Source organism: Actinoallomurus vinaceus (genome assembly GCF_039542055.1).
Classification (GTDB): Bacteria; Actinomycetota; Actinomycetes; order Streptosporangiales; family Streptosporangiaceae; genus Actinoallomurus; species Actinoallomurus vinaceus.
The window spans coordinates 126,363-152,647 of record NZ_BAABHK010000005.1 but is presented as its reverse complement, the minus strand read 5'-3'; the positions used below and the strand labels follow the sequence as shown (position 1 = coordinate 152,647).

At 72.0% G+C, this 26,285-nt stretch carries 30 protein-coding genes; 14 read left to right on the top strand and 16 right to left on the bottom strand.

All coding sequences use genetic code 11. The annotated features are described in order from the left end of the window. Window positions 1–8: 8 nt before the first annotated feature. The gene (locus ABEA24_RS19450; protein WP_345432332.1) at window positions 9–1,136 is read right to left on the bottom strand and encodes a sensor histidine kinase; all 1,128 of its coding nucleotides are present in this window, start codon (window positions 1,134–1,136) and stop codon (window positions 9–11) included. Window positions 1,137–1,267: 131 nt separating this feature from the next. Between ABEA24_RS19450 and ABEA24_RS19445 the strand changes: the two genes are divergently transcribed. Then, the gene (locus ABEA24_RS19445) at window positions 1,268–1,648 is read left to right on the top strand and encodes a hypothetical protein (RefSeq protein WP_345432331.1); all 381 of its coding nucleotides are present in this window, start codon (window positions 1,268–1,270) and stop codon (window positions 1,646–1,648) included. Between the two features lie 229 nt (window positions 1,649–1,877). On the opposite strand, the gene ABEA24_RS19440 is transcribed toward ABEA24_RS19445, so the two are convergent. Continuing rightward, window positions 1,878–2,708 carry a helix-turn-helix domain-containing protein gene (locus ABEA24_RS19440; RefSeq protein ID WP_345432330.1) on the bottom strand — a complete coding sequence of 277 codons (831 nt, stop codon included), beginning with the start codon at window positions 2,706–2,708 and terminating at the stop codon, window positions 1,878–1,880. Window positions 2,709–2,877: 169 nt separating this feature from the next. On the opposite strand from ABEA24_RS19440, the gene ABEA24_RS19435 reads away from it, so the two are divergent. Next, entirely contained in the window at window positions 2,878–3,624 is a 747-nt protein-coding gene (locus ABEA24_RS19435) for an NADPH-dependent F420 reductase (protein WP_345432328.1), read from the top strand. 70 nt (window positions 3,625–3,694) lie between these two features. Here the strand turns inward: ABEA24_RS19435 and ABEA24_RS19430 are convergent, their stop codons facing one another. From ABEA24_RS19430 to ABEA24_RS19390, 9 genes are all read right to left on the bottom strand, one after another. Beyond that, window positions 3,695–4,789 (bottom strand): M20 family metallopeptidase, encoded by a 1,095-nt coding sequence (locus ABEA24_RS19430; RefSeq protein WP_345432773.1) that lies wholly within the window; start codon window positions 4,787–4,789, stop codon window positions 3,695–3,697. 38 nt (window positions 4,790–4,827) lie between these two features. After that, the gene (locus ABEA24_RS19425) at window positions 4,828–5,259 is read right to left on the bottom strand and encodes a hypothetical protein (RefSeq protein WP_345432327.1); all 432 of its coding nucleotides are present in this window, start codon (window positions 5,257–5,259) and stop codon (window positions 4,828–4,830) included. Next, window positions 5,252–5,611 (bottom strand): hypothetical protein, encoded by a 360-nt coding sequence (locus ABEA24_RS19420; protein ID WP_345432326.1) that lies wholly within the window; start codon window positions 5,609–5,611, stop codon window positions 5,252–5,254. The genes ABEA24_RS19425 and ABEA24_RS19420 overlap by 8 nt, the downstream gene beginning before the upstream one ends. Before the next feature lie 140 nt (window positions 5,612–5,751). Then, window positions 5,752–6,561, bottom strand: a complete 810-nt coding sequence (locus tag ABEA24_RS19415; RefSeq protein WP_345432325.1) for a YceI family protein — start codon at window positions 6,559–6,561, stop codon at window positions 5,752–5,754. 13 nt (window positions 6,562–6,574) lie between these two features. Then, window positions 6,575–7,351 (bottom strand): MSCRAMM family protein, encoded by a 777-nt coding sequence (locus ABEA24_RS19410; protein ID WP_345432324.1) that lies wholly within the window; start codon window positions 7,349–7,351, stop codon window positions 6,575–6,577. Next, a complete protein-coding gene (locus ABEA24_RS19405; protein WP_345432323.1) occupies window positions 7,344–7,535 on the bottom strand; it encodes a hypothetical protein in 192 nt (63 codons plus the stop codon). Before ABEA24_RS19405 ends, ABEA24_RS19410 begins: the two co-directional genes overlap by 8 nt. Before the next feature lie 390 nt (window positions 7,536–7,925). After that, complete coding sequence (locus ABEA24_RS19400; protein WP_345432322.1) at window positions 7,926–10,280, bottom strand: MFS transporter; 2,355 nt, start codon at window positions 10,278–10,280, stop codon at window positions 7,926–7,928. Between the two features lie 130 nt (window positions 10,281–10,410). Next, the gene (locus tag ABEA24_RS19395; RefSeq protein WP_345432320.1) at window positions 10,411–11,307 is read right to left on the bottom strand and encodes an SDR family oxidoreductase; all 897 of its coding nucleotides are present in this window, start codon (window positions 11,305–11,307) and stop codon (window positions 10,411–10,413) included. Further along, window positions 11,304–12,062 carry an SDR family oxidoreductase gene (locus ABEA24_RS19390; RefSeq protein ID WP_345432319.1) on the bottom strand — a complete coding sequence of 253 codons (759 nt, stop codon included), beginning with the start codon at window positions 12,060–12,062 and terminating at the stop codon, window positions 11,304–11,306. The genes ABEA24_RS19395 and ABEA24_RS19390 overlap by 4 nt, the downstream gene beginning before the upstream one ends. Before the next feature lie 61 nt (window positions 12,063–12,123). Between ABEA24_RS19390 and ABEA24_RS19385 the strand changes: the two genes are divergently transcribed. From ABEA24_RS19385 to ABEA24_RS19355, 7 genes are all read left to right on the top strand, one after another. Continuing rightward, window positions 12,124–12,888 (top strand): enoyl-CoA hydratase family protein, encoded by a 765-nt coding sequence (locus ABEA24_RS19385; protein WP_345432318.1) that lies wholly within the window; start codon window positions 12,124–12,126, stop codon window positions 12,886–12,888. A gap of 5 nt (window positions 12,889–12,893) precedes the next feature. Continuing rightward, the gene (locus ABEA24_RS19380) at window positions 12,894–13,745 is read left to right on the top strand and encodes a CoA transferase subunit A (RefSeq protein WP_345432317.1); all 852 of its coding nucleotides are present in this window, start codon (window positions 12,894–12,896) and stop codon (window positions 13,743–13,745) included. Next, window positions 13,742–13,960, top strand: coding sequence for a hypothetical protein (locus tag ABEA24_RS19375; protein ID WP_345432316.1), 219 nt, complete (start codon window positions 13,742–13,744; stop codon window positions 13,958–13,960). Before ABEA24_RS19380 ends, ABEA24_RS19375 begins: the two co-directional genes overlap by 4 nt. Next, window positions 13,957–14,697, top strand: a complete 741-nt coding sequence (locus ABEA24_RS19370) for a CoA-transferase subunit beta (RefSeq protein ID WP_345432315.1) — start codon at window positions 13,957–13,959, stop codon at window positions 14,695–14,697. Before ABEA24_RS19375 ends, ABEA24_RS19370 begins: the two co-directional genes overlap by 4 nt. A gap of 226 nt (window positions 14,698–14,923) precedes the next feature. Further along, window positions 14,924–15,988 carry an NAD(P)H-dependent flavin oxidoreductase gene (locus ABEA24_RS19365; protein WP_345432313.1) on the top strand — a complete coding sequence of 355 codons (1,065 nt, stop codon included), beginning with the start codon at window positions 14,924–14,926 and terminating at the stop codon, window positions 15,986–15,988. Between the two features lie 69 nt (window positions 15,989–16,057). Continuing rightward, window positions 16,058–16,597 carry an RNA ligase 1 family protein gene (locus tag ABEA24_RS19360; RefSeq protein ID WP_345432311.1) on the top strand — a complete coding sequence of 180 codons (540 nt, stop codon included), beginning with the start codon at window positions 16,058–16,060 and terminating at the stop codon, window positions 16,595–16,597. 111 nt (window positions 16,598–16,708) lie between these two features. Further along, complete coding sequence (locus ABEA24_RS19355; protein WP_345432309.1) at window positions 16,709–16,927, top strand: hypothetical protein; 219 nt, start codon at window positions 16,709–16,711, stop codon at window positions 16,925–16,927. A gap of 122 nt (window positions 16,928–17,049) precedes the next feature. Here the strand turns inward: ABEA24_RS19355 and ABEA24_RS19350 are convergent, their stop codons facing one another. After that, the gene (locus ABEA24_RS19350; RefSeq protein WP_345432307.1) at window positions 17,050–17,379 is read right to left on the bottom strand and encodes a DUF6980 family protein; all 330 of its coding nucleotides are present in this window, start codon (window positions 17,377–17,379) and stop codon (window positions 17,050–17,052) included. Next, window positions 17,376–17,774, bottom strand: coding sequence for an ACT domain-containing protein (locus tag ABEA24_RS19345; RefSeq protein ID WP_345432304.1), 399 nt, complete (start codon window positions 17,772–17,774; stop codon window positions 17,376–17,378). The genes ABEA24_RS19350 and ABEA24_RS19345 overlap by 4 nt, the downstream gene beginning before the upstream one ends. Window positions 17,775–18,048: 274 nt before the next feature. Here ABEA24_RS19345 and ABEA24_RS19340 point away from each other — a divergent pair, with 274 nt between their 5' ends. Further along, window positions 18,049–19,305 carry an MFS transporter gene (locus ABEA24_RS19340; RefSeq protein WP_345432303.1) on the top strand — a complete coding sequence of 419 codons (1,257 nt, stop codon included), beginning with the start codon at window positions 18,049–18,051 and terminating at the stop codon, window positions 19,303–19,305. Window positions 19,306–19,398: 93 nt separating this feature from the next. Here ABEA24_RS19340 and ABEA24_RS19335 read toward each other — a convergent pair whose 3' ends face one another. Both ABEA24_RS19335 and ABEA24_RS19330 read right to left on the bottom strand, forming a co-directional pair. Continuing rightward, the gene (locus ABEA24_RS19335; protein ID WP_345432302.1) at window positions 19,399–20,376 is read right to left on the bottom strand and encodes an acyl-CoA dehydrogenase family protein; all 978 of its coding nucleotides are present in this window, start codon (window positions 20,374–20,376) and stop codon (window positions 19,399–19,401) included. Then, window positions 20,373–21,536 carry an acyl-CoA dehydrogenase family protein gene (locus ABEA24_RS19330; RefSeq protein WP_345432301.1) on the bottom strand — a complete coding sequence of 388 codons (1,164 nt, stop codon included), beginning with the start codon at window positions 21,534–21,536 and terminating at the stop codon, window positions 20,373–20,375. Before ABEA24_RS19330 ends, ABEA24_RS19335 begins: the two co-directional genes overlap by 4 nt. Before the next feature lie 49 nt (window positions 21,537–21,585). Between ABEA24_RS19330 and ABEA24_RS19325 the strand changes: the two genes are divergently transcribed. From ABEA24_RS19325 to ABEA24_RS19315, 3 genes are all read left to right on the top strand, one after another. Next, window positions 21,586–22,398 carry an SDR family oxidoreductase gene (locus ABEA24_RS19325; RefSeq protein ID WP_345432300.1) on the top strand — a complete coding sequence of 271 codons (813 nt, stop codon included), beginning with the start codon at window positions 21,586–21,588 and terminating at the stop codon, window positions 22,396–22,398. 65 nt (window positions 22,399–22,463) lie between these two features. After that, window positions 22,464–23,081, top strand: a complete 618-nt coding sequence (locus ABEA24_RS19320) for a TetR-type transcription factor C-terminal domain-containing protein (protein WP_345432299.1) — start codon at window positions 22,464–22,466, stop codon at window positions 23,079–23,081. Between the two features lie 10 nt (window positions 23,082–23,091). Then, window positions 23,092–24,243: an acetyl-CoA C-acetyltransferase gene (locus tag ABEA24_RS19315; RefSeq protein ID WP_345432298.1), complete on the top strand. Its 1,152-nt coding sequence runs from the start codon at window positions 23,092–23,094 to the stop codon at window positions 24,241–24,243. Window positions 24,244–24,634: 391 nt separating this feature from the next. Here ABEA24_RS19315 and ABEA24_RS19310 read toward each other — a convergent pair whose 3' ends face one another. Further along, entirely contained in the window at window positions 24,635–25,366 is a 732-nt protein-coding gene (locus ABEA24_RS19310) for a DUF7873 family protein (RefSeq protein WP_486303924.1), read from the bottom strand. A 72-nt stretch (window positions 25,367–25,438) separates the two neighbouring features. Here ABEA24_RS19310 and ABEA24_RS19305 point away from each other — a divergent pair, with 72 nt between their 5' ends. After that, window positions 25,439–26,284 carry a spermidine synthase gene (locus ABEA24_RS19305; protein WP_345432296.1) on the top strand — a complete coding sequence of 282 codons (846 nt, stop codon included), beginning with the start codon at window positions 25,439–25,441 and terminating at the stop codon, window positions 26,282–26,284. The last annotated feature ends 1 nt before the right edge of the window (window position 26,285 follow it).

The window sequence follows — 26,285 nt, the reverse complement described above, 5'->3', positions numbered from 1 at the left end:
CCCCGTCCTCATGAGCGCCCCTGTGGTAGCAGGGCGGACAGCCGCCATCCGTCGGTGGTGGGGCCGGCCTGGAGGCTTCCGCCGACCAGATCCACGCGTTCGCGCATGCCGAGCAGGCCGTGTCCGGTGCCGCCGATGGCCGGGGATCCGCCGGCCGCGTCATTGCTGATCTCCAGGCTGACCGCGCCGTTCCCGGTCATCGCCGCGTCGAGCCGTACGGACGCGTGTCGCCCGGCGTGCTTGACGACGTTCGTGAGCCCTTCCTGGACGAGGCGCAGCAGCGTCAGGCCGCGTACGGCGTCGAGCCCGGCGAGTTCGGGGGCGATGGAGGAGTCGACGCTCAGGCCCGCCTGCCGCGCCCGGTCCACGAGGCCGTCCAGGGCGACCGGCAGGTCCGTCGGCTCGGTGAGCAGGCGGCCCGGGTCGTCCGGGTCGCGCAGCGCGGTGAGCAGGCGGCGCAGGTCGGCGAGGGCGCTGGACGCGCTGGCGTGCACGTCGTCCAGGACCTCCGTCACCCTCGGGTCGGTGCGCGGGATGACGTGGCGGGCGACGCCGACGCGGAGCGCCATCGAGGCCATGTGGTGGGCGACCATGTCATGCAGCTCGCGGGCGATGGCGGTCCGCTCGCTCATGCGGGCGGCCCGTTCGGCCTCGGCCGCCTGCGCCTGGGCGCTTCGTGCGACCTCTTCCAGGGAGCGGACGTACGCCGCGAGCAGGACGGACCCGCCCACGACGGCGGCCACCTTGTACAGCAGGGCGGGCACGTCGCCCGGCAGGCCGATCGCGGCGTACACCGCGGTGAGCACCGTCGCCGCGAGCGCGGCCGGCACGCCCCACCGGCGGAGCGCGACCTCGAACAGCGCGACACTCGCCATGATCTTGATGCCGATCGGGGGTACGTCGCCGAACACCTCGGCCAAGGCGAGGAGGACCGGCTGGCCGAGCGCCACGGTAAGCGGGAACCGCCCGCCCGCGGCCCCGAGGGCGAGGGAGCCCAGCGCGAACGCCCAGTCGATCCAGGTGGCGGGAGTGCCGGACCGGTGCAGGAGAAGGTAGCCGAAGGCGCAGGCGAGCAGGACGGCCCGCATCGGGCCGAACCCGCGCCCGAGCAGGCGACGGAACCGGAGGATCTCCACGCCGCCGAGCGTACGGCCTCGCCGGCCTCGGCCCATTCCTCCTCCGGGAGGAGGAGACCTCCTCCGACCGGCCGCCGGGTCGGGCCGCCCGGACGAGGTGGGCGCCTCCGATGCGGCGGAGGGTCGACGGCATGACGACACACATCGCTCATCGGGACGGCACCGTCGCGGCATTCGTCTTCCTCGGCGGGGCCCTCGCCGTCGCAGTGTGGACCGTGCTGCTCGGCTTCTACGCCTCCGCCGACGTCCGTCCCCTCTGGATCGGCTTCGACCTGCTGCTCACCGCCGGCATGGCACTGACCGGGTGGCTGGCCCGGCGGCGGGACGGACGCGCCGCCCTGACCGCCGCCGGACTGGCCGCGCTGATGCTCGCCGACGTCTGGTTCGACGTGATGACGGCCCGGCCCGGCTACCGGCCGACCTCCATCGTGATGGGCCTCACGCTGGAGCTCCCGTTCGCCGTCGCCTGCGCCGTCTTCGCACTGCGCGTGCGGGCCCGAGGGTGGAGATGAGCGTGTTCGCGGCACTGGGCCGGTTCGCGGCCGCGCGGCGCCGGTGGATGGTGGCCGCCGCCCTCGCGTTCGCGGTCTTCGCGGGCGTGTAGGGCACGGGGGTCTTCGGCGCGTTCACCAGCGGAGCAGGCGACCATCGTACGCGGGCTGCTCGGCCCCGCCACCATGTGCCTGCTCGGCGCGCACGCCTGGTGGGCGCCGCGGCCGCTCGACCGCTGGTGGCGTCGGCTTACCGGCTCCCGAGTTCCCGCAGCGCCTGCTCGGATGCCGAGCCCGGCTCGGCGGCGAACAGGTCCAGACCGCAGCACGCCGGCTCGTCGGGCAGCGCGGTGAGCTCGCCGTGCAGGGTCAGTTCGCCCACGACCGGGTGGTGCAGCACGTACGTCCGGGATCGGACCTGCGCGACCGGGTGCTCGGCCCACATCCGCGTGAAGTCCGCGCTCAGGTCCCGCAGGTGGTCGATGTGCGCCGCGAGTCCGGAGTCCCCGCGATACCGGCCGAGCAGCACGCGCAGATGCGCCACGTGCTCGCGCGCCGCCCGCTCCCAGCCGGTGCGGTGCAGCTCGCGCAGGTCGGGCTCGGTGAACAGCAGGTGCGAGAGCGTGCGGCGGTTCTGCGGCAGTGCGGGGAAGTCGCCGAACACCGCCACGGCGAGCCGGTTCCAGCCGACGATCTGGGTGTGCCGGCCGACCACGAACGCCGGCGTCATCACGAACGACTCCAGCAGGTAGCGCACGCTCGGAGGCACCTCCGGCGGGTCCGTGGCCCCGGCACACGGCGGAGGACGCCGTGCGATCCGGTGCAGGTAGGCCAGTTCGTCGGTGTCCAGCCGCAGCGCCGCGCCGACGGCGTCCAGGACCTCGTCCGAGACACCGTCGCCCTTGCCCTGTTCCAGTCGCGTGTAGTGGGCGATGCTCACACCCGCCAGCCGGGCCAGTTCCTCACGCCTCAGGCCCGCGACCCGGCGCACGCCGCCGTAGTCGCGCAGCCCGACGTCCTCCGGACGCAGGCGGGCACGGCGTGATCTGAGGAACCCGCTCAGCTCGGTCCGGTCGTCCACGCGACAACCCTACGTCCGAGCGTACGGCGGGTGATCATGCCGTGAGTACGCAGGACACAGGCCTGGCCGGGCGGTCGCGGCGGTTCCACGCTGTCAGGCGAGCCACCTGCGCGCGAGCCGGCGCCGGGGCTCTCATCGCGACATCGACACGAACGGACGGAGAAAACACGTGTCCCGAACGCTCGGACTCATCGGCAGCGGAATGATCGGTTCTTCCGTTGCCCGCCTGGCCGTCGCGGCCGGCCTCGAGGTCGTCCTCAGTAACTCGCGAGGGCCTGAGACACTCGCCGACCTCGTCGCCGAGCTGGGCGGGCGTGCCCGAGCGGCCACACCGGCAGCAGCGGCACGCGCCGCGGACCTGGTGGTGGCGGCCATCCCGCTGAAAGCCTACGATCAGCTCCCCGCCGAAGCGCTGGCCGGCAAGACGGTGCTGGACACGGCGAACTACTACCCCGAGCGGGACGGCCACCTGGCCGAACTGGACGCGGGCGAACTGACCTCCAGTGCCCTGATGCAGCGCCACCTCGCTGCCTCCCAGGTGGTCAAGGCGTTCAACAACATCACCCCGCACCAGCTGTTCACCCTCGCCCGGCCCACGGGCGCGCCGGACCGCAGCGCCCTGCCCATCGCCGGCGACGACGCGGAGGCCAAGACAGAGGCCGCCCGGCTGTTGGACGTCCTCGGCTATGACGCGGTGGACATCGGCCCGCTCGCCGGCAGCTGGCGCAGTGAACCGAACACACCGGTGTACATCAGGCCCTATCTCGGCGAAGTCCCCGCCATGAGCGTCGAGGCCTTCCTCCGCTGGACGCTCCGGACTCCCGGCGTCGTCGTTCCCGCGGCGGAGGTCGGCAGGCTCGTCGAGACCGCGGTCCGCCTGCCGGCGGGCGAGGCCAGGCTCCCGAGCGACGACTGACGCTGGAACCCCAGGGGGTGTCCGGTGGATCTTCGTCCGGCTGCTACGAACAAGACCCACCGGACACCCCCTAGCTGTTCCGGATCGCGTTCACCAGGCCGGCGACGAGGCTCGCCCGCTCGGCCATGGCCTCGATCACCAGGTACTCGTGGTCCGCGTGGGCGCCGCCCCCGACCGCTCCGAGGCCATCGAGCGTCGGCACCCCCAGCGCGGCCGTGAAGTTGCCGTCGCTTCCGCCGCCGACCGCCTTGCCTTCGAGGCCGGGAAGCAGCCGCTTCGCCACCGCGAAGAGCTCGGCCGACGCCGACTCGGGCATCGGGGGCCGGCCGACGGCTCCCCGGACCGAGATCTCCGCCTCATCCAGATGCGGAGCCAGCGCCGCGAACGCGGATTCGATGCGCTCCTTCTCGGCGGCCGACTCGACCCGGACGTCGACGATGACGGTCGCCTCCGCGGGAACGACGTTGTCCAGGGTTCCCGCGGAGGCGACGGTCGGGGTGACGGTCGTGCCGATGTCGGGTCGGCCGAGCGCCGCGATGTCCAGTACCTGGTGTGCTGCCTCGATCAGGGCGTTGACCCCGGCGGCGGGCTCAAGGCCCGCGTGCGACGCCCGGCCCGCGATCGAGACCTCGAACGTGCCGCAGCCCTTACGGCCGGTCTTCAGGGCTCCGCCATCGGCGGCGCCCTCGAACACGAGTACGGCGCCGCAGGCAAGGGCTCGTTCTTCGATGAGCGCGCGAGAGGAGCGGGAGCCGACCTCTTCGTCGGCGGTCACCAGGATCTCGACGCCTGACCGGTCGTCGAGCGCCGCCAGGCCGTGCACGGCCTGCACCAGGCCGCCGAGCATGTCGAAGACTCCGGGACCGGTCGCACGCCCGTCTTCGACCGTGAACGGGCGGCGTTCCAGGGTGCCGAGCGGGAACACCGTGTCATGGTGCCCGAGGATCAGCACTCTGGGACCGCCACCGGCCGACCAGTGGACGTGCGGCCCGGCCTCGCTCTCGACGAGGACGGCCTGCCCGCCGAGGCGGCTCTCGATGACGGCGGCCACGGCCTTGGCCGATGCCGTCAGGGCGTCGAGATCGCGCGAGGGAGACTCGACTTCGACGAGTGTCCTGAGGTCCTCGAGCATCGCGTCGACACTCACGTCGCCGGCCTTGCGCATCGTCACGCCGCAAGGCTAGCCGGGACACCCCCGGCCTCTCAGCGCGGTGCGGTTCGGCGCAGCCACAGCAGTCCGAGCACCGGGAGCACGAGTGGCACGAAGCCGTACCCGCTGCCGTAGCCGGACCACACCGTCGCGTCGGGGAAGGCGGCGCGGTCGGTGAGGCTGTAGGTGCCGACCGCGAGCACGCCGATCAACTCGATCGTGCAGGAGGTGACGGCGACGCGATACGACGTACGGCCCGAGCGGGCCAGCGTCACGGTGGCCAGGATGTACACGACGGCGGCGAACGCCGACAGCAGGTAGGCGACCGGCGCCTCGTGGAACCGCGTGGCGATCTGCACGCCGGCCCGTGACGTGGCGGCGAGGGCGAACACGCCGTACACGGCGATCAGCACCCGGCCCGGACCGGATCGGCGCGCGGTCCGCTCAGGGCCTGCCACGGGGCGGCCGCCTTCACGCTCAGCCATGCCACACCTGCTGCATACGGACGATCAGGACGGCGGTCACCAGGAAGCCGGCGGCCACGACGACCGGGCCCCAGCGGCTGCGCTCCCCCAGCCCCCAGAGGGCGGCGATGGGCAGGATCACCAGCGACCCGGCGAGGTAGCCGATGAAGATCGCCATTCCCCCGGCCGGTCGTGCGCCGCCGGCGAGCCGGACGATCGCCCAGACCACCTGGACGAGCAGGCCGGCCTCTCCCGCGGCGGCCGCGCCGAGCAGCAGCACGCCGACCCGGCGGTTCAGGGCGGCGGTCACGAGCGCGAGACCGGCGAGCACGAGCACGCCGATGATCAGTGACACCGCCAGGGCGTGGACCACGCGTCAGCCTTTCTCGTTCTGCCTTCGGACGAAGACAGTACTACGCCCTGTAGTACAAGCGGTCGGCGGCCGGTCGGCACTCGACCGTCCCAGGACCGGACCCGCCCCGTCGTACAGTCCCTCGGCGGCCGGTCGTCCGCTCAGCGCTTGACGATCTCGATGTCGATCTCGACCTGCAGGGTGCCGCCGACCGCGGCGATCCCGACCCGTACCGCCTGGTTCCAGTCGACGGCGAACTCGTCGCGGTTGAGCTCCGTCACCGCGTGGAAGCCGCAGCGCACGCCGCCCCACTGGTCCGGCCCCATGCCGTTGTACGTGGTGTCCAGCGTGACCGGGCGGGTCACGCCGCGGATGGTCAGCTCGCCGTCCATCGCCCACCGGTCCTCGGCCAGCCGCCGCAGGCCCTTGCTCCGGAAGACGATTTCGGGGAACGCGTCGACGTACAGGAAGTCCTTGCTGCGCAGGTGCGTGTCGCGGTCGGTGTTCCCGGTGTCGACGCTGGCGGCCCGCATGGTGACCTCCACGCTGGAGTTCTCCACGGGGTCGGTGACGACCGCGTGACCGCTGAACTCGGCGATCCGCCCGCGGACGCTGGCCAGGCCGAGGTGGCGGGCGCGCACCTGAACGGACGAGTGCACGGGGTCGATGTCCCAGACGCCCGGGTCGGGGATCGGGCGCCCGCCCGCTCCTGTGAGCTCGATGTCACCGAGTTCGAGGCCGTTCGCGCCGACGACCGCGGTGCGGGCCGTCGGCTGGTGGCCCGCGGCCGAGACGATCAGGGTGTAGGCGCCGGGCGCGACCCCCTCGATGAGGGCGCGGCCCGTCGTGTCGACCATGGTGCGGGCCGCCTGCCGCCCGGTCGCGTCGGTGAGGGTGAGGATCGCATGCTCGACCGGCCAGCCCCCCGGGGCGAGGATCCGGGCCGTGACGGTGACGTTCGCGGAATGCACGGAACAGCCCCTTTCAGGCGGTCAGCGTGACGTCGGTCTCGATGGACCGGCCGCCGGTGATCTGGACGGGGACGGCGGCGGGGCCGTGGCCCGCGGCGACGAGTGCGTACGTCCCCGGGTCGAGGTCGCCGAAGGAGAACTCGCCGTTCACGCCGCTCACGGCCGTTCCCACGATGCTCCCGGCCTCGTCCATCAGGGTGAGGCGCGCCCCGTCGTACGGCCGGTCGTGCAGCCACACCTCGCCGTTCACGGTGCCCCGCGCCTGCAGTTCGAGGTCCCGCCGGGTCTGCGTGCCCTGCCGGACCGTCACCGCGGCGGCCACCGGCCGCTGCCCGGGCGACGAGGCCACGAGGGTGTAGCTGCCTTCGGGGAGGCTGATGAAGGAGAAGCCGCCGCCCTCGGTGCTGCGCGCCGTTCCGACCACGTCCCCCTGGACGTCGGTGACGGTGATCGTGGCGTCGGCGACCGGCTCGCGGGTGCCGGAGATCCGGACGATGCCGATCAGCCCGCCGACGCCGGCGATCGTCATGTCGTGGCGTACGGTGCCATCTCCCACCGCGACCAGCGAGGCGATCGGCTCGTGGCCGGGCGCCGAGGCGATGATCAGGTAGGTGCCGCCCTTGGACACGGTGAGGCGGTACTCCCCGTCCATCCCGGTGTACGCGGAACCGATCTTGCGCCCGGCCATGTCGGCGAGGGTGACCACCGCGTCCGCCACCGGCGGTCCCTCCGTCCGCCGCACCGTGCCGAAGACGGTGAGCGTCTCGCTGAGCGCCGTGTTCTCAGTCATCCCTGTCTTCTTTCGTGGGTCGCTCGGACCGGTCGTGGGGTTCTGGCGGCCAGGGGTGCCGGGTGTGGCCGGCCATCTCTTCGTTCTGCGGCCGATCCGGTACGGCGGCCATGGTCTCCAGGGCGGGCAGGGCCGCGGCGAGGTTCACCCGCTGGTCGGCGTTGACGTATCCGTTACCATGCATGTACAGTCCGTGACTGACCTGATGCATCCGGTGTGACACCGGTGTGCGGGGCCCCCGTTCCACCAGAGAGATGGTCCGGGGCCTCCCCGGGCACCATTGCTCGCACCGCTATGACCGGGTCGCTAGGAAGCTCGCCGCCCTGGGAGTGGAGCGCACGCGGGACGTGCGTCGCCGCCCGGGGTTGAACGTGGGTGACCCAGTATGCCCAAGACCGTTCGGGGCATGCCGCTGCGCGGGACTCAATCCTGCTCGGTGTTGAGGAACGGTGAGCTGGTCCGGCCAGTTGCGGTTGAGGTCGACGGAGGGCGACACGGAGGCGCCCCGCCACGGCGGCGGGGGCGTCCACGGCGTCGCCCCCCGCCGCGTGTTCCGTCTCTGCGGCGGCCATGGTCAGTCGCCCAACGTCACGCGTACGGTGGCCGGTGCGCCCGGCGTGACCTGGACCGTGTGCGTCACCGGTCGATGGCCGGCCGCGACCAGCGTGTAGTTCCCGTCGACCAGGCCGGTGATCCGGTACGCCCCGTTCTCGTCGGTGACCGTGGTCGCCACCACCTCGCCATTCTCGTCAGTGACGGTGGTGGTGATCCCGCCGACGGGCATGCCCAGCGGGGATCGCACGACGCCGTACATCTCACCGGCCGGTTCGACCGTGTCGGGGACGAGCGGGAAGTCGCGGATGACCGACGCCTCGGCCACCAGGACGGTCGCGGCCTGCGGGATACGGCCGGGCGCGGTGACGATGACGAGGTGGTCGCCGGCGGTGACCGCGATGGCGTACCGGCCGTCCGGCCCGGTGGCGGCCCGGCCGAGCTGGTGCCCGTCGGGGCCGGTGACCGTGACGGCGGCGCCCGCGACGGGCGCGCCGGCCCCGTCGTGGACGAACCCCGCGATGACCGGCCCGGTCCGGCCGTTCGACGCGGCGCGCTCGGCGGCCGGCCGCGCGTGCACGGCCGTCGGCGACATCTGCGGGACCATGGGCTCGCTGAGCGCCACGCCGGCCTCCCCGGTCACCCCGACCAGCTCCGACCCGAGGGACTCGTGCTCGGTGGCCTTCCGGGCGGCCCTCCTCCGCTGGGTCAGCAGCGACGCGATCGCGGCGACGACGCAGGCGGCGATGGCGAACCAGAAGGCGATCGTCAGGCCGTCATGGAACGGCTGGGTGATGAGGTGCGGGAAGAAGCTGCGGCCGGTCAGGTAGGACGCGTGGTCGGCGGGCAGCCGGTTCAGCTCGGGACCGAGCAGCTGCCGCATCGGGTTGTAGCCGAGGAACGCCGCGAACAGGACCGCGATCGGCGGCAGGTGCGAGATGGCCTGGGCCGACTGGTCCGGAACGCCCTGGGCGGTCAGGCCGCTGTGCAGCGCGGACGGCAGGCTGTGGGACAGCCCGGCGACCATGAGGCTGAAGAAGATGCCGATGGACAGCACCGACGCGGCGTTCTGGAAGGTCGCGATCATGCCCGCCCCGACGCCCCGCTGGTCGGCCGGGACGGCGTTCATGATCTCGGCGCGGTTCGGGGAGGCGAACATGCCGGAGCCGATGCCGTTGACCACCAGCAGGACGGCGAACACCCAGTAGGAGAAGTTCACCGGGATGGCGAGCAGCAGCAGGAAGCTCACCCCCGTGACGAGGGCGCCGCCCGCGGTGAACGCCCGGACGCCGACCCGGTCCGACAGCAGTCCGGACAGCGGCGCCGACACCAGGAAGCCGACGGTCAGCGGGATCATGTAGATGCCCGCCCACAGCGGCGTGTCCTCGAAGCTGTAGCCGTGCTGGGGCAGCCAGATGCCCTGCAGCCAGATGATCAGCATGAACTGCAGGCCGCCGCGGCCGAGCGCGGTGAGCAGGCTCGCCAGGTTGCCCGCCGTGAACGTGCGGTTCCGGAAGAGCGACAGGTTGAACAGCGGCTCGGCGATCTTCGTCTCGATGTAGACGAAGACGCACAGCACGAGCGCGCCGCCGATCAGCGCGGCGAGAACCCACGGGTTGGTCCATCCCATGGTGTGATCTTTGTACGGCTGGATGCCGTATGTGATGCCAACGAGAACAGAAATCAAGCCAATTGCGAAAGTCAGGTTGCCCCACCAGTCGATCCGGGCCTTCTTGCGCACCCCGGCGTCGTGCAACTTGATGTAGGCCCAGAAGGTGCCGAAGACACCGAACGGCACCGACACCAGGAAGATGTAGTGCCAGTTCACCGGCCCGAGGACGCCGCCGAGGACGAGCCCGATGAACGACCCGGCGATGGCCGCGATCGCGTTGATGCCGAGGGCCATGCCCCGCCGGGTGGCCGGGAAGGCGTCGGTGATGATGGCGGTGGAGTTGGCGAACAGCAGCGCGCCGCCGATGCCCTGGACGATCCGCCAGCCGATGAGCCACAGCGCCGCGGCGGACCCGTGCATCCAGCTGACCGACAGCAGGATCGAACAGATGGTGAAGACCGCGAAGCCGAGGTTGTACATGCGGACCCGGCCGTACATGTCGCCGAGCCGGCCGAAGGACACCACCAGCACGGCGGTGACGACCATGAACCCCATCATCATCCACAGCAGGTAGCTGGTGTTTCCGGGGTCGAGAGGGTTCAGGCCGATGCCGTCGAAGATGTTCGGCAGCGCGATGAGCACGATCGACTGATTGATCATGACCATGAGCACGCCGAGCGTCGTGTTCGACAGCGCGATCCACTTGTACCCGGATCCGAGGGCGTGGTCGTCTGCCCGGCCCGCCGCGTGGGCGCCCGTTGTCATCGGGGGTGCGCTCCTATGCTTCGTCAGCACAAATGTTGCTTAAGGCTAACTAACCATAGGACAGCCGTGTTTCACCCTGGTGACGTACAGACTGTGAAAAACCCCTCACTCTAAAGAAAAATCCGTTGAGTCAGGCGCCGTACACGGGCTCCGGCTTCGCGGCGTCGGCCAGCAGGTCGTGGACGACGGGCCCGAGCTCGGCGGGATCCCAGCGGGCCCCCTTGTCGACGGCGGGGCCGTGCCGGAAGCCCTCCATCACGCAGACGCGACCGCCCTCGACCTCGAACACCCGGCCGGTGACGTCGCAGCCGGCCGATCCGAGCCAGGCGACGAGCGGCGAGACGTTGTCCGGGGCCATCGCGTCGAAGCCGCCCTCCGGCGCGGCCATCGTCGCGGCGAACACCTGCTCGGTCATGCGCGTACGGGCCGCGGGCGCGACCGCGTTGACCAGCACGCCGTAGCGCCCCAGCTCAGCCGCAGCCACCAGCGTCAGCCCGACGATGCCCGCCTTCGCCGCCGCGTAGTTGCCCTGGCCGACGCTGCCGAGCAGCCCGGCGCCCGAGGAGGTCGTGACGACCCGGCCGGTCCCCGGACGGCCCGCCTTCGCCTCGGCCCGCCAGTGCAGCCCCGCGTGCTTCAGCGGCAGGAAGTGCCCTTTGAGGTGCACCCGCGCGACGGCGTCCCACTCCTCCTCCGACAGGTTGACGAGCATGCGGTCGCGCAGGAACCCGGCGTTGCAGACGAGCGTGTCCAGCCGGCCGAACGCGTCGAGGGCGGTCCGCACCAGCGCCTCCGCACCGCCGGAGGTCGCGATGTCGTACGGCGCGGCGACCGCCTCCCCGCCGAGCGCCCGGATCTCGGCGACGACCTCGTCCGCCGGGCCCGAGGAGCCGCCCGACCCGTCGAGGCCGACCCCGATGTCGTTCACCACCACCGCGGCGCCCTGCCGGGCGAACTCCAGGGCGTGGGCGCGGCCGAGCCCGCGCCCGGCGCCGGTGACGATGACGACACGGTCCTTACAGATCATCTGTTCTCCCGGTTCGCGTTGGCCGCGTCGAGGAAGGCGGGACGCTCTCCCCCGCCGTGTACCAGCAGGTCGGCACCGCTCACGTAGCCCGCCAGGTCCGAGGCGAGGAAGACGCACGCCGCCCCGGCGTCGTACGGGTCGGCCAGCCGGCCGAGGGGCACGGTCCGCTCGACGGCGGCGATCCCCGCCTCGTCGCCGTAGTGCAGGTCGGACCGCTCGGTGCGGACCATCCCGAGGGTCACCGCGTTGACGCGCACCTTCGGCGCCCACTCGACGGCGAGGCTGCGGGTGAGGTTGTCCAGGCCCGCCTTCGCCGCGCCGTACGCCGCCGTGCCCGGGGACGGGCGCACACCGCTCACGCTGCCGATCATGATGATCGATCCGCCGTCGCCGCGCTGCATGACGGCGTTGGCGGCGCGGGCGACGAGGAGCGGCGCGATCAGATTCAGTTCGATGATCTTGACGTGCGTGCGGGGGTCGCCCTCGGCGGCGGGCAGGTAGGGCGTGCCGCCCGCGTTGTTGACGACGACGTCGAGCCGGTCGAGGCCCTCGACGAAGTCCCGCACGGCGGCGGCGTCGCGCACGTCGAGGGAGGCGAACCCCAGACCCGGCGGCAGTTCGTCCGGCCTGCGCCGGGCGACGGCGACCACCCGGGCTCCCGCGTCGAGGAACGCCCGGCTGATGCCCAGGCCGACCCCGCGCACTCCCCCGGTGACGACGGCGACCTTGCCACTGAGATCGAGTGTGTGCGGCATCGCACCCCCTTCCTCGCTCTGCTACGTTACTTCTAACAAATGTTTGGTGGAAAGGTAGCGCATGGGCATCTCCACCACGGTTCACGACCCGGGCGTCGCCGAGATCGTCATGGACGCTCCGCCCGTCAACGCGCTGACCGTCCAGGGCTGGCACGACCTCGCCGACGCCGTCCTGGCCGCCGGCCGCGACCAAGGCGTCCGCGCCGTCGTGCTCCGCGCCGAAGGCCGGGGGTTCAACGCGGGCGTCGACATCAAGGAGATGCAGGCCACCGAGGGGCACACCGCGCTGCTCGGCGCCAACCGCGGCTGCTACGCGGCGTTCGCCGCCGTGTACGAGTGCGAGGTGCCCGTCATCGCGGCCGTGCACGGCTTCTGCCTCGGCGGCGGCATCGGCCTGGCCGGCAACGCCGACATCGTCATGGCCTCCGAGGACGCCTACTTCGGCCTCCCCGAGGTCGACCGCGGCGCGCTCGGCGCGGCCACCCACCTGGCCCGGCTGGTGCCGCAGCACCTCATGCGGGCGATGGTCTACACGTGCCGCACCGTCACGGCCGGCGAACTGCACCGGCACGGGTCGGTGCTCGAGGTCGTGCCCCCGACCGGGCTGCGCGAGAGGGCCCTGGAGGTCGCCGGCGACATCGCCGCCAAGGACCCGTACGTCATCCGCCGGGCCAAGGAGTCGCTCAACGGCATCGACCCGGTGGATCCGAAGCGCAGCTACCGGTTCGAGCAGGGCTTCACCTTCGAACTCAACCTGGCGGGCGCCGGTGACCGGCACCGCGCCGACTTCGTCTCGGCCTCGGAGGAGAAGGGACGGCGGTCTTGAAGGAGATGACGATCGAGGAGGTCGTCGGCGCCCTCGAACCGGGCATGACCGTCGGCATCGGCGGATGGGGGTCGCGGCGCAAGCCGATGGCGCTCGTCCGCGCGATCTGTCGGTCGGACCTCACCGACCTGACCGTCATCTCGTACGCCGGCCCCGACGTCGGCCTGCTCTGCGCGTACGGCAAGGTCCGCCGCGTCATCGCCCCGTTCGCGACCCTCGACTCGATCCCCCTCGAGCCGCACTTCCGGCAGGCCCGCCAGCGCGGCGCCATCGCGTTCACCGAGTACGACGAGGGCATGTTCATGTTCGGCCTGTACGCCGCCGCGCACCGGCTGCCGTTCCTGCCCACCCGCGCCGGGCTCGGATCCGACGTCATGCGAGTGAACCCAGAGCTGAAGACGGTCCGCTCCCCGTACGAGGACGGCGAGGAGCTCGTCGCGGTGCCCGCGCTGACCCTGGACGTCGCCCTCGTCCACCTGAACCGCGCCGACCGCCGCGGCAACGCGCAGTACCTCGGCCCCGACCCGTACTTCGACGACCTGTTCGCCAAGGCGGCGACCCGGACGTACGTCTCGTGCGAACGCCTCGTCGAGACCGCCGACCTGCTCAAGGAGGGCCCGGTGCAGAGCCTGCTGGTCAGCCGGTCCCACGTGACCGGCGTCGTCGAGACCCCGAACGGCGCGCATTTCACCGCCTGCGAACCCGACCACGGACGCGACGAGTCCTTCCAGAAGGCGTACGTCCAGGCGGCCGGCGACCCGGCCGCCTGGACGGCGTTCCGCGAACGGTTCCTGGCCGGCAACGAGGCCGCCTACCAGACCGCCGTCCGCACCTGGCGCGAGGAGGAGGGCCGGTGACGGAGACGACGAGGGCGGGCGTGGTGGCCGTACGCGGAGAGCCGGAGGCGAGCGGCGGAGAAAGCGCCCGTGGCGACGTAGACGGAAAGCCGGTCACCGACGACCGCGAACGCATCCACGACGGTGTACGCGGAGAGCCGCTGGCAGGCGGCGTAGAAGGCGTGCGCGGAGGGCTCGTGACGGCGGCGACGATGACGGAGGTACCCGTCCGATGAGCGCGACCAGGGCGGAGGTATGCGTGACGGCGTGCGCGGAGGCGTTCCGCGGCGACGGCGAGATCCTCGCGGCGGGCATCGGGGGCGCCATCACGGTCCTGGGCGCCCGGCTGGCACGGCTGACGTTCGAGCCCGATCTGCTCACCCACGACGGCGTGTGCCTGCTGACCGGCGACGTCCCCGCCCTCGGCGAGGCACCGGAGGAGATCGAGGGCTGGCTGCCGTTTCGCGAGCACCTCTGGCTGGTGCTGAACGGCCGCCGCCACGTCATGCTGGGCGCGAGCCAGATCGACCGGTTCGGCAACACCAACATCTCCTGCATCGGCGACTGGACGCGCCCGAAGGCGCAGCTGCTCGGGGTGCGCGGCGCGCCGGGCAACACCCGCTGCGACACGACCAGCTACTGGATCCCCCGGCACTCCCCCCGCGTGTTCGTCGAGACGGTCGACATGGTCAGCGGCATCGGGTACGACCGGGGCGCCCACGAGATCCGCGTCGTCGTCACCGACCTGGCCGTCCTCGACTTCGCGACCCCGGATCGCCGGATGCGGCTGCGGTCGGTCCACCCCGGCGTGACCGTCGACCAGGTGACCGCGGCCACCGGGTTCGAACTCGTCGTCCCGCCGTACGTCGGCACGACCCGGGTACCGGACGTCGAGGAGCTGCGGATCATCCGCGAGGTCCTGGACCCGAACGGCCTGCGCGAGCGGGAGGTCCCGGACGGCGCCCGGCGGTGACGGCGGGGTGGAGGGGTCGTGACAGCGTGCGGTCGCAAGGCCCCGGAGGCGCCCCGTGATGAGGCCGCCCCTCAGGCGGGCGTGAGAGCAGAGGTCGGACATCCGGTGATCAGACCGCCTCAGGCGGGCGTGGCAGACGGAAACGGCGTGGGAGCGGAGGTCCCGGGAGGCACCCGGTGATCAGACCGGCTCAGACGGGCGTGACAGGCGGAAGGGGCGTGGGAGCGTGCGGACGGCGCTGACCGAGCTGACCGGTGTCCGGCACCCGGTCGTGCAGACCGGTATGGGCTGGGTGGCCGGCCCCCGTCTGGTGTCGGCGGTCGCGAACGCGGGCGGACTGGGCATCCTCGCCTCGGCCACGATGACGCTGGACGGGCTCGCCACCGCGATCCGCGAGGTGAAGGAGCGCACCGACGCCCCCTTTGGCGTCAACCTCCGGGCCGACGCCTCCGACGCCGTCGAGCGGATCGACCTGCTCGTCAAGGAGGGCGTACGGGTCGCGTCCTTCGCGCTGGCTCCCAAGCCGGAGCTGATCGCCCGGCTGAAGGACGCCGGCGTCGTGGTGATCCCGTCCGTGGGGGCGCGCCGGCACGCCGAGAAGGTCGCCGCGTGGGGCGCCGACGCCGTCCTCGTCCAGGGTGGTGAGGGCGGCGGCCACACCGGTCCGGTCGCCACCACCCTGCTGCTCCCGCAGGTCGTCGACGCCGTCGACATCCCGGTGATCGCGGCGGGCGGGTTCTTCGACGGCCGGGGTCTGGCCGCGGCGCTCGCGTACGGCGCGGCCGGCGTGGCGATGGGCACCCGTTTCCTGCTGACCTCCGACAGTTCGGTGCCGGACGCCGTGAAGCGGGTCTACCTCGGCATGACCGAGACCGTCGTCACCCGGCAGGTCGACGGCCTGCCACACCGCGTCCTGCGCACCGACCTGGTCGACGCCCTGGAGCACTCCGGCCGCGTCACCGGCCTGGTCCGCGCGCTGCGCAACGCCGCCCGGTTCAAGCGGGTGTCCGGGATGTCGTGGCGGGCGATGGTCCGCGACGGCCTGACGATGCGGCACGGCAGGGAGCTGTCCTGGTCCCAGGTGCTGATGGCCGCCAACACCCCGATGCTGCTCAAGGCCGCCATGGTCGACGGCCGCCCCGATCTCGGCGTCATGGCCTCCGGCCAGGCCGTCGCCGTCATCGACGACCTCCCGTCCTGCCGGGAGCTCATCGACGGCATCGTCACCCAGGCCACCGAGATCATGGCCCACCTCGGGGATCTCGCCGCAGAGGGTCCCGCCCGCCGGTAATCCGTTCGACCGGACCCGTGCCGCTCGTGCAAGATCGGCTCCGGACCCCGAGCGGAAGGGAACAGGGCCATGAAGAAGATGCCGACGATCTTCCTGCGTGACTGGGACGGGGATCGGCGGTACGTGACCCGCACTCCGCACCCGGACTGCGGCTGGGTGTTCGCCGGGGAGGGGCTGCCGACGCGCAAGTACGACGGCACCTGTGTCCAGTGGGACGGCGAGCGCTGGTGGGCGCGCCGCGAGATCAAGGCGGGCCGGAAGGAGCCGCCCGGCTACGACGCGATCATGCGGGACGAGCGGACGGGCACGGCCGTCGGCTGGGAGCCCGCCGAACAGTCCGGCTACCACCGGTACCTCGACGAGGCCGTCGGCACCGGCCCCTGGGAGCCCGGCACGTACGAGCTGATCGGCCCGCGCATCAACGGCAACCCGGAGAGCGTCGACCGCCACACGCTGGTGCGCCACGGCGCCGAGGAACTGCCCGACGTGCCCCGCGACTACGCGGGCCTGGCCGCGTGGCTGCGCGCCCACCCCTGGGAGGGCATCGTGTGGCACCACCCCGACGGCCGGATGGCCAAGCTCAAGCGCCGCGACTTCCCCGCGGCCTGAAGCCCTGACCGCCGAGGATCGCGGGGCGAGCCGCACCGGAGATCCTCGGGCGGGAAGGCCACGGTGCCGGATGGAACCAGACCGCGATCATGGCCATCTATGGTGGGACAGATGAGATCGCTCGGGGCGATCGCGAAGGCACGGAGGTACGGCATGGTCATCGCTGTCATCGTGGGCCTGGTCGTGTGCGTGGCCGTCGGCCTCCTGGTGCTCCGCTCCCGCATGAAGACCTCGTCGCTCGCCACGGACCCGCGTACGCACGCCCGCGCCAACGCGGACCCGGCCCGCGCGGTCGACCAGCTGCGCAGCCAAGGAAACGGAGCGCTGTAAAGGCGTTGCGACGGGCCGGCCGCCACGTCGCCGGGCCGGCAGGTCCCGGCGAGCGCGGCGGCCCGTACACGCGGGCCGGCGCACGCGAGCCGTCGGCGCGGTGGCCGGTCGGATGACCGGCCTCATCCCGCGAGCCAGCGGCCGTCCTCGTACTCGGCGGGCACCTCGTCCTCCCAGGGGTCGATGCCCTTGCGCTCGAGTTCGTCGAACCAGCGGTCCCGCTGCGACTCCGGAAGCCGGGATCCACACCACGGGCAGTAGCCGATGCCGACGTACGAGCTGCCGCCGTCGTGGATGATCAGCCCGTACTCGCGGAACTTCGCGACGTAGACGATGACGGCGTCCGCACAGTCGTACGGGTCGGTGTGCCGATGACAGTGCCAGTCCAGCTGACGCCGCATGGTGTCACAACAGTGCTCGGCGTCCGCCGGTCCGGGCTCCGGGGTGCTCATCCGGCCAGGTCTCGGAGTGCGGCGACCGCGTCCCGCGCGCGGTCGGGCGGCACGAACAGGTGGTCGTGGTAGAACGCCGAGACGGCGTTGCAGCTGATCCCGGCCTCCGCCAGGGCCGTGGCGATGGCCGCCATCATCCCGACGGCCTCCAGCGACGAGTGGATGCGCAGGGTGATCCAGGCGCTGGGGAACACGCCGTCGAGTCCGGCCTCCTCGGCCTCGGCCCGGGGCAGCACGAGGGTGCGCCCTTCGTCCTCCTCGAAGACGAACACCGGCCGGGTCCCCGGCGGCGTCTCACGGTCCGGCAGTGTCACGAACACGTACTCCCCGTCGTGCAGCACCGGATCCAGCCCGGCCAGCAGCCGCCTCAGATCGGTCTCCCCGGTCACCGGCATGACCGTCAACCTACCCGGCCTGACCTGCCTTGGTCGCCTGTACGCCGCCCGCGCACCGCGGCGGCATACCGCGATGGTCTTAGGAATCGGGAGCGGAACAGGGCTACTCTCTTCTAAAACTAATCCTCATTGGTGATAGATTGCGACCCTCAGACGAAAGGAGGCGCGCAATGACCCGCAGAGTCACCGAGTGGCCGTGATTAACGGATGAGTAGCAGCGGCCGGCCCTCGGCTTCGCTGGGGTCGGCCGCCTTTGATGCGCTGCGGAGATTGAATGAGTTGCCCGACTGACGAGGACCGGCCGGCGACATATCGAGGTTTGTTCGCCCTGGTGGAGTACCGCGCGGTCTTCACGGCGAGCGTGCTTTCCTGGTGCGGGGACTATCTGTGCAAGGCCGCGGTGGCTTTGCTCGTGTTCGATCGCACCGGGTCGGCGCTGGCTTCGGCGGCGACCTTCGCCCTGGGATTTCTGCCGTGGCTCACCGTGGGTCCGTTGCTCGCGGCGATGGCCGAACGGTACCCATCACGCTCGGTGATGATCTCCTGCGATCTGGCCAGGATGGTACTGATCGGGCTGATTGCGATCCCGGGTGTGCCGATTCCCATCATGCTCGTGCTGCTGTTCGCCGGCGGGCTGCTCGGCCCGCCGTTCGAGGCCGCCCGGTCCGCGCAGCTTCCGCAGATCCTGACAGGTGACCACTACTCGCTCGGCATCGCTTTCAACAGCACCATCTTCAACCTCGCCCAGATGGTCGGGTATGCCGCCGGAGGGATCGTCGCCGGATACCGCCCGCACGTCGCGCTGCTGCTGAACGCCGTCACCTTCGCCGGTTCGGCGTTCCTGCTGCGCCGTCACGTCAAGCTTCGCCCTGCGACGCTCACGGCCGCCCGCCGCACCAGCCTGTGGCGGGAGACCCGGCAGGGATACACCCTCGTATTCGGTCACCCGTTGATGCGCACGATCGCCCTCGTCATTTTCGGCGTGGCCTCCTTCGTGGTCGTTCCGGAGGGCCTCGCCGCCTCCTGGGCGGCCGAACTCGATGGCGGTGGCTCCGCCCAGGGCCTCATCATGGCCGCCAACCCGCTCGGCGTCGCCATCGGAGGCCTGGTACTGACACGGCTGCTACGGCCAGGGATCCGGACCCGGCTGATCCGCCCACTCGCGGTCCTCGCTCCCCTCACCCTCGTCCCCGCCCTGTTCGACCCCCCGCTAGCCGGAGTACTACTCCTGGCCACCGCCTCCGGTATGGCCATGTCGTTGCTGCTGCCCGCCGCGCAGGGGCTGTTCCAGCAGGTACTCCCGCATGAATACCGGGCCCGGGCGTTCGGCGTGATGAGCGGCGGGCTTCAGCTCGCCCAGGGCGGCGCCATCCTGGTCACCGGTGCGCTCAGCGAGCGCTTCTCAGCCTCGACGGTCATCGGGGCGTGGTGCGCCGCCGGGGTCCTCCTGATGCTCCTCGCCACGTTCCAGCCGATGACCGCTCCCGAGACACCGACCGCCGCCCTGGTTCCAGCCGAGGAGGCACGATGAACCGTCCCCCGGTCCGCTCCGGTAATGCCGTGGCGGACTGGCCGGGCGGGGCCGTCGACGGCCGAATCCGGCATGCCGCGCGTCGTCGCCTGCTCAGTGCGAGCACGCGTCCAGCACGCGGCCGCGGTGTTCGGCGGGAGTTCCCCAGGCGGAGCGGAGCGCCCGGACCTTGCGGATCCACAGGGACGGGTCGTACTCATCGGTGTAGCCGATCGCGCCGTGTACCTGCAGTGCGATGCGGGCCGCGGCGTACGCGGCGTCGGAGGCCGCGACCTTGGCCGCCGACACGTCGCGGGGGAAGTCCGGCGAGCCGAAGGACAGGGCGGCGCCGTACGCGAGCGGGCGGGCGAACTCCAGCCCGGTCAGGGCGTCGGCCAGGTGGTGCTTGACCGCCTGGAACTCCCCGATCGGACGGCCGAACTGCCGCCGCGTCCGCGCGTACTCCACGGTCGTGTCGAGCAGCGCCCGGCCGAGGCCGAGCAGTTGCGCGGAGCACGCCAGCACGCCCAGGTCGTACGCCGCCGCGGCGGCCCGGGGCACGGCCGGCCCGGTCGCCAGGCGCTCGCGTGCGGCCACCGGGAACAGCCGCCGCGCGGGATCGAGGGACCGCAGGACCGCTCCGTCGGGGGCGGCGGACCACAGTTCCTCGTCGCCGGCCAGCAGGATCAGGTCGGCGGCGTCCGCGTCGAGGGCCCGGCGGGGGCCCGGCGCGAGCGAGACGACCGCTTCCCCGGCGGCGATCCTCGGCAGCCACTCGGCGCTCAGCTCCTCGTCACCGGCCGTGTCGATGAGCACGGCCGCAGCGAGCGTCTCGACGATCGGGCCGGGGACCGCGTGGCGGCCGAGTTCGTGCATCGCGACGACGAGCTCGACGGGGAGCGGTCCGGCGCCGTCGTGGCGTTCGGGCACCGCCAGGGCGAACACGCCCGCCTCCGCGAGCGCGGACCACAGCGTACGGTCCGGGTCGCCGGCCGCCCACCGGCGGATCAGCGCCGGGGTGCCGGCCTCGGTGAGGAGCTTGTGCAGGGTCTCGCCGAACAGCCGCTGCTCGGCGTCGAGGACGAACTTCATCCTGATCCTCTCTTCGCTCCGGGCCCGACCTGCCGCCCTCCCCGCCCCTCCCGGGGCAGGCCGAGGACGCGCTCGGCGATGACGTTGCGCTGGATCTCGTTGGTGCCGGCGTAGATCGGGCCGGCGAGGGAGAAGACGTAGCCCTCCAGCCAGTCGCCCTCGAGCTCGCCGTCCGCGCCGAGGATGTCCAGCGCGGTCTCGTGGAGCGCGACGTCGAGCTCGGACCAGAAGACCTTGTTGACGCTCGCCTCGGCGCCGATGTCGTCGGTGCGGGAGATCGTCTCGAACCCCTTCAGCCGGTAGGCGCGGGCCCTGATCCAGACGTCCGCGACGCGGTCGCGCAGCAGCGGGTCGGCGCCGTGCTCCCGCCAGAGGGCGACGAGGCGATCGGTGGCGGCGAGGAACCGGCCGGGGCTGCGCAGGGTCAGGCCGCGTTCGTTGCCGGCCGTGCTCATCGCCACCGCCCAGCCCTGACCGGGCTCGCCGATGACGTCCCGGTCGGGCACGAACACGTCGTCGAGGAAGAGTTCGGCGAAGGCCGGTTTTCCGTCCAGCCGCCCGATCGGGCGTACGGTCACGCCGTCGGCGTCGAGGGGGAACATCAGGTACGTCAGGCCGCGGTGGCGTTCGGCCGCCGGGTCGGAGCGGAACAGGCCGAACGCCCGGTCGGCGAAGGCCGCGCGCGAGCTCCATGTCTTCTGCCCGTTCAGCCGCCAGCCGCCGTCGACGCGGGTGGCGGTCGCCCGCAGCGCGGCCAGGTCGCTGCCGGCGCCGGGCTCCGACCACGCCTGGGCCCAGATCACCTCGCCGGCGGCCATGGGCGGCAGGACGCGTTCGAGCTGCTCGGGCGTGCCGTGCGCGAAGAGGGTGGGGGCGAGCAGGTTGATGCCGTTCTGGCTCACCCGGCCGGGGGCGCCGGCCGCGTAGTACTCCTCTTCGAAGACCAGCCATTCGAGCGGTGAGGCGCCCCGCCCGCCGTACGCCTCGGGCCAGGACACCACCGACAGCCGGGCCGCGGCCAGCGTCCCCTCCCATGCGCGGTGGGCGGCGAAGCCCTCCTCGGTCTCCAGGGACGGCAGCGGCGCCGCCGGAACGTTGCGGCGCAGCCAGCCGCGCACCTCGGCCCGGAAGGGCTCCACCGCCGACAGATCAAGGTCCATGGCACCCGCCCCGCATTCTTTCTAACAACTGTTTGGTAGAGTAGCGCAGGTGAGCGAGAGCGGCATTCCCTCCACCCGGTCCTCCACCCGGGCGACGCCCGTCCCCGGTCACGGGCTCCTGCGCGACCGCGTCGTCGTCGTGACGGCCGCCGCCGGAGCGGGCATCGGCGGGGCGACCGCCCGGCGCTGCCTCGAGGAGGAGGCGCGGGTGATGATCAGCGACGCCCACGAACGACGGCTCGGCCAGTCGCTGGCGGAGCTGACCAAGGAGTTCGGCGACGCGGCGGTGGCCGCCCTACCGTGCGACGTCACCTCCGAGGACCAGGTACGGGGACTGTTCGCCGCCACCGCCGAGCGCTTCGGCCGGATCGACGTCGCCGTCAACAACGCGGGCCTCGGCGGCACGGCCGATCTCGTGGACATGACCGACGAGCAGTGGTCGCGGGTGCTCGACGTCACGCTGAACGGCACCATGCGCTGCACGCGGGCCGCCCTGCGGATCATGCGCGCCCAGGGGCACGGCGTGATCGTGAACAACGCGTCGGTGATCGGCTGGCGCGCGCAGCGCGGGCAGTCGCACTACGCGGCGGCCAAGGCCGGCGTGATGGCGCTGACCCGCTGCGCCGCGCTGGAGGCCGCGGAGTACGGCGTGCGGGTCAACGCGGTGGCACCCAGCCTCGCCATGCACCCGCACCTGGTCAAGGTGACGAGCGAGGAACTGCTGACGGAGCTGACGCGCCGGGAGGCGTACGGCCGCTACGCGGAGCCGTGGGAGGTGGCCAACGTTATCGTCTTCCTGGCCTCCGGCTACTCGTCGTACCTGACGGGCGAGGTCGTCTCCGTCTCCAGTCAGCACCCGTGAGGTGAGCATGTCCACGAAGACACGCACCGCCTCCGGCCGGCACCCGTAAGGAATCCAGAGAATCCATGAGTCCACGACGGCGCGACGCCGAGGGCACCGCCGCCGCCCGAGCCGAGCGGCGGGCCGAGCTGCTCGCCACCGCGGCGGAGGTCTTCGCCACCCGCGGCTACGCCGCCACCACCGTCCGGGAGGTCGCGGACGCGGCCGGCATCCTCGGTGGCAGCCTCTACTACCACTTCGATTCCAAGGAGTCGATGGCCGACGAGATCCTGTCGACCTTCCTGAACGAGATGTGGGCGGCGTACGAGCGGGTGCTCGACGCGCGGCTCGGGGCGCGCGAGACCCTGACCGCGCTGATCGTCGAGTCGTTCCGGTGCATCGACCGGCACCGGCCGGCCGTCGTGATGTACCAGAACGAGTCGCGGCACCTGGCGACGAGCCCCCGCTTCGCGTACCTGATCGAGTCGCGACGGCGGTTCGAGGAGATGTGGATGTCCCTGCTGGAACGCGGCGCCCGGGAGGGCGCGTTCCGCTCCGACCTCGACACCGGCCTGGTCTACCGCTTCATCCGCGACACCGTGTGGGTGGCGGCGACCTGGTACCAGAGCGGCGGGCGGCTCACCGCCGACCAGATCGCCGAGCAGTACCTCGCCATGGTCCTCGGGGGGATCCAGCACGAGTAGGAGGAATGTGATGGCGGAGGCCTACATCGTCGAGGCGGTCCGCACGCCCGTCGGGCGGCGGAACGGCGGGCTGGCCGAGGTCCACCCGGCCGACCTCGGCGCGCACGTCCTGACGGCGCTGGTCGAACGGTCCGGCGTCGACCCGGCGGCGGTCGAGGACGTGATCTTCGGCTGTGTGGACACGGTCGGGCCGCAGGCCGGGGACGTCGCCCGCACCTGCTGGCTGGCGGCCGGACTGCCCGAGGAGGTCCCGGGCGTCACCGTCGACCGCCAGTGCGGATCGTCGCAGCAGGCCGTGCACTTCGCCGCCCAGGCCGTGCTCAGCGGCACCGCCGACCTCGTCGTCGCGGGCGGCGTGCAGAACATGTCGAAGATCCCGATCGCCTACGCCATGATCGCCGGGGTGCAGCTCGGCTTCGCCGGCCCGTTCGCCGGCTCGCGCGGCTGGGAGGCGCGCTACGGCGACCGGGAGGTCTCGCAGTTCCGGGGCGCCGAGATGATCGCCGAGCAGTGGGACATCACCAGGGAGGAGATGGAGGCGTTCGCCCTGGAGTCCCACCGGCGCGCGATCCGCGCCATCGACGAGGGCCGGTTCGACCGCGAGATCGCTCCGTACGGCGACGTCACGACCGACGAGGGGCCCCGCCGCGACACCTCGCTGGAGAAGATGGCGGGCCTGAAGACCCTCGTCGAGGGCGGCCGGCTCACCGCCGCGCTGTCGTCGCAGATCTCCGACGGATCGGCGGCGCTGCTCGTCGCCTCCGAGCGCGCCGTACGCGACCACGGCCTCACCCCGCGCGCCCGCGTCCACCACCTGTCCGTACGCGGCGAGGACCCGATCCGGATGCTGTCCGCCCCGATCCCCGCGACGGCGTACGCGCTGAAGAAGGCCGGGATGACCATCGGCGACATCGACGTCGTCGAGATCAACGAGGCGTTCGCGCCCGTCGTGCTGGCCTGGCTGAAGGAGACCGGCGCCGACCCGGCGATCACCAACCCGAACGGCGGCGCGATCGCGCTCGGCCACCCGCTCGGCGCCACCGGCGCCCGGCTGATGACGACCCTGCTGCACGAACTCGAGCGCACCGGCGGCCGGTACGGCCTGCAGACCATGTGCGAAGGCGGCGGCCAGGCCAACGTCACCATCATCGAACGCCTGTAGAAATTCGGTGGGGTCCGGGAGCTTTGTCCATCTCCCGGACCCCGGGCTTGCCGCCCAATTGCGCACGCCAGCGGCGTTTAAGAGAACGGATCAGTCCTGAGATCGCCGTACTCTACCTATTGAGCTAACGCGCCACGGAGAGGCGCATGCCGGGCTCGAACCGGCACCCCGACGAGTTTCGTCCGTTCTCAGTCGATCTGGCGTTCGGCGGCGAATGCTGAATCTGGAGCGAGAGCCTGAGCTTGAGCGGCCGCCTCTACCATTGGGCCATCCCGACACGAATGCCGGGAGAGGGACTCGAACCCCCAACTGCCACCGCGATCAGACTGAACTTCAGTTTCAGCGTGCGCTCCTTGCGCTTCCCCCGCGCGAGGCGGGGGAGTCTGTGACGCTACCCGAACAGGTAGCGGAACACCACGTCACCGACACGCCGGTCGGTGACCTCGGCGCCGTTGGCCTCCTCACGGGCGAACTTCACCGCCTGCTGGAGCTTCTCCACCCGCTCCAGCAACTCGTTGACCCGCCGGGCGGGCAGCGCGCCGGAGAACTTCACCGTCGTCCAGTAGCCGACGGCGACGTCCTCGTAGTAGACCTCCACCTGCGCCGGGTGCTTCTCCGTCGCCTCCGCCTTGACGTGGTTGCGCGGGACCTTCTTGGTGCGGATGGTACGCACCGGCTCGGTCCGCCAGGCGTCCGCCGACTCGTCGAACACCCACGTCTCGGCGGCGTCCAGCACCGGCAGCTTCTTGACGAAGGTGTGCAGGTCGGTGAGCTGCTTCTCCAGGAAGAGCAGGTACGTGACCGGGACGTCCCGCAGGAGGGTCTCGCCGTCGACCTTGACGTCGGCCCTGGCCTCGCAGTTCGCCCAGTCCTTGGTGGCGGTCACGTCGAACAGCCGCGTCACGATGTCGGCCGTCCGGCGGATGACCTCATCGGCCTGCACCTGCACCCGGGTCGACTCGGGCGGGAGCTGCTCGCCCTCCTCGTCCTTCGGCTGGTAGGTACGCGAGATGCCGGACAGCAGCGCGGGCTTCTGCAGCCCGTGGTGGGCGTCGGTCAGGTCGCGCAGCGTCCCGCTCTTGATGCCCTTCTCGACGGCGATGATCTGGTTGAGTTTCGCCACCATGCCCCCTTTCTGGCAGCACGCACCGTATCGCGATCTTCGGTGGGTACGCAGGTCGATTAATGTGGGCCGATGGCACACCGGCAGCGCGCCCACCGGGTGGAGGAGACGGTCGACTCCGGCATCGCGGAGCTGGTCCGCGACCCGGACCGCCCGCGCGCCTGGACGCTGCTGCTCGACGGCGCGCCGCAGTCCCACGTCGACCTCGACGACCCCGCCTACCTCGACTTCGAGTACGTGCGGCGGCTCGGTCACATCGTCGACCTGGCGGCCCCACCGGGGCGGCCGCTGCGGGTGCTGCACCTGGGCGGCGGGGCCCTGACCCTGCCGCGCTACGTCGCCGCGACCCGGCCGCGCTCGACCCAGCAGGTCGTCGAGGTCGACGCGGCGCTCATCGACCTCGTCCGCCGCGAGCTGCCCCTGGAGCGGGGCCACCGGATCCGGATCCGCCACGGCGACGCCCGCGAGGTTCTGGCGCGGACACCGGAGGGCTCCTTCGACCTGGTGATCGGCGACGTGTACGCAGGGAGCCGGACGCCCGCGCACCTGACCACCGTGGAGTTCGCGGCGGCAGTGGCCCGGGTCCTGCGCCCGGGCGGGCGGTACGCCGCCAATGTGGCCGACGGCGCGCCCTTGTCCTTCGCCCGCGCCCAGGTGGCGACGCTGCGGGCCGTGCTGCCGGAGCTCTGCCTCATCGGCGACCCGGCCGTGCTGCGCGGCCGCCGGTTCGGCAACCTGATCGTGGTCGCCGGCTCCACTCCGCCGCCCGTCGCGGAGCTGACGAGGAAGGCGGCCGGAGACCCCTTCCCCGCCCGGGTGCTGTCCGGCGACGAGCTGACCAGGTTCACGGCCGGGGCGGCACCGGTCACCGACGCGACCGCCCGCCCGTCACCGCCCCCGCCCAAGGGCATCTTCTGAC